The following is a 983-nucleotide window of genomic DNA, read 5'->3' on the forward strand; positions in this document are numbered from 1 at the left end:
CTTCTACTTATTTATCTATTTTTAGGTCGACTAAGATAACAACACAAAATAAGTAAAAGCTTAGTGTAAGGCTGAAAATCTCGCGATTATCAACTCCCACACTAACTTTATACAAAACCGTTGTCAACAATACGATATGAAAAAAATACTTGTTTTAATAATTGCCTTTACAACCATAAACATTTCTTGCTCAACCTCATTGAGTTTAAACGGATACTGGATTAATATTAGATCTAAAGAGATCGATAATCACCCTTTAAAAAAAACAGATATTTTATCATCTCATTTAATAAGAATTCAAGCTAGTAGATATAAAATATTTAGATTAAACAAGAGAAATTCAATTTCACATCGTTTTACGAAAACTTCATTTAGTAAACTTAAATATATTAGCAAGGATAGTATAGTGATTGAAGATAATAACTATTCAAACACTTATAAACACCTAAACGATTCTCTGAAAGTAAAATCAGAAAATAAAATTATTCTTACTAACAGAACATTCACGTTAAAAACTAACAATCATATAGATACATTAAAATTCTTAAAAAATTGTAGAATGGAATACTCAAACTCAAAGGGGAAAAATTTAATTTCATACAAACGAGTTCGAGAAAGAGGTTATGATATTATATTAATTGATAAACCATTAAATACATTTGTAATAAGGAATGAGTTAAATGATAAACTTGAAATATCAACGATTTCGTTATTTAATAAAAATCTTGAGTTGAAAAAAGTAAAGTAGCCAACACCGCATAAAGTTAATGTGGGTTTTTATAGTTTGCCCAAAGTTCTGTGTCTTTTTATTGTGTCACTTATACTTATTTAAGTATTTTTAGGTCGACTAAGATAAAAACACAAAATAAGTAAAAGTTTAGTCCGGGGCTGAGAATCTTAAGATTATCAACTCCCACACTAACTTTATACAAAACAGTTAGGCAAAACGGGGGGATTTCCAAGCGGAAATCCACACAGTATTA

1 protein-coding gene is annotated in these 983 nt (G+C 27.8%); it reads left to right on the forward strand.

The features are described from left to right. Window positions 1-136: 136 nt before the first annotated feature. On the forward strand, window positions 137-748 hold the full coding sequence (locus tag FGM02_RS17920; RefSeq protein WP_139960008.1) for a hypothetical protein: 612 nt from the start codon (window positions 137-139) through the stop codon (window positions 746-748). Window positions 749-983 lie beyond the last annotated feature (235 nt).

Source organism: Flavicella sediminum (assembly GCF_006381105.1).
In the GTDB taxonomy this organism is placed as follows: domain Bacteria; phylum Bacteroidota; class Bacteroidia; order Flavobacteriales; family Flavobacteriaceae; genus Flavicella; species Flavicella sediminum.

Bases quoted from the DNA above. Each gene is read 5' to 3' on its own strand.
- FGM02_RS17920 (WP_139960008.1), top strand. From the start codon at position 137: ATGAAAAAAATACTTGTTTTAATAATTGCCTTTACAACCATAAACATT.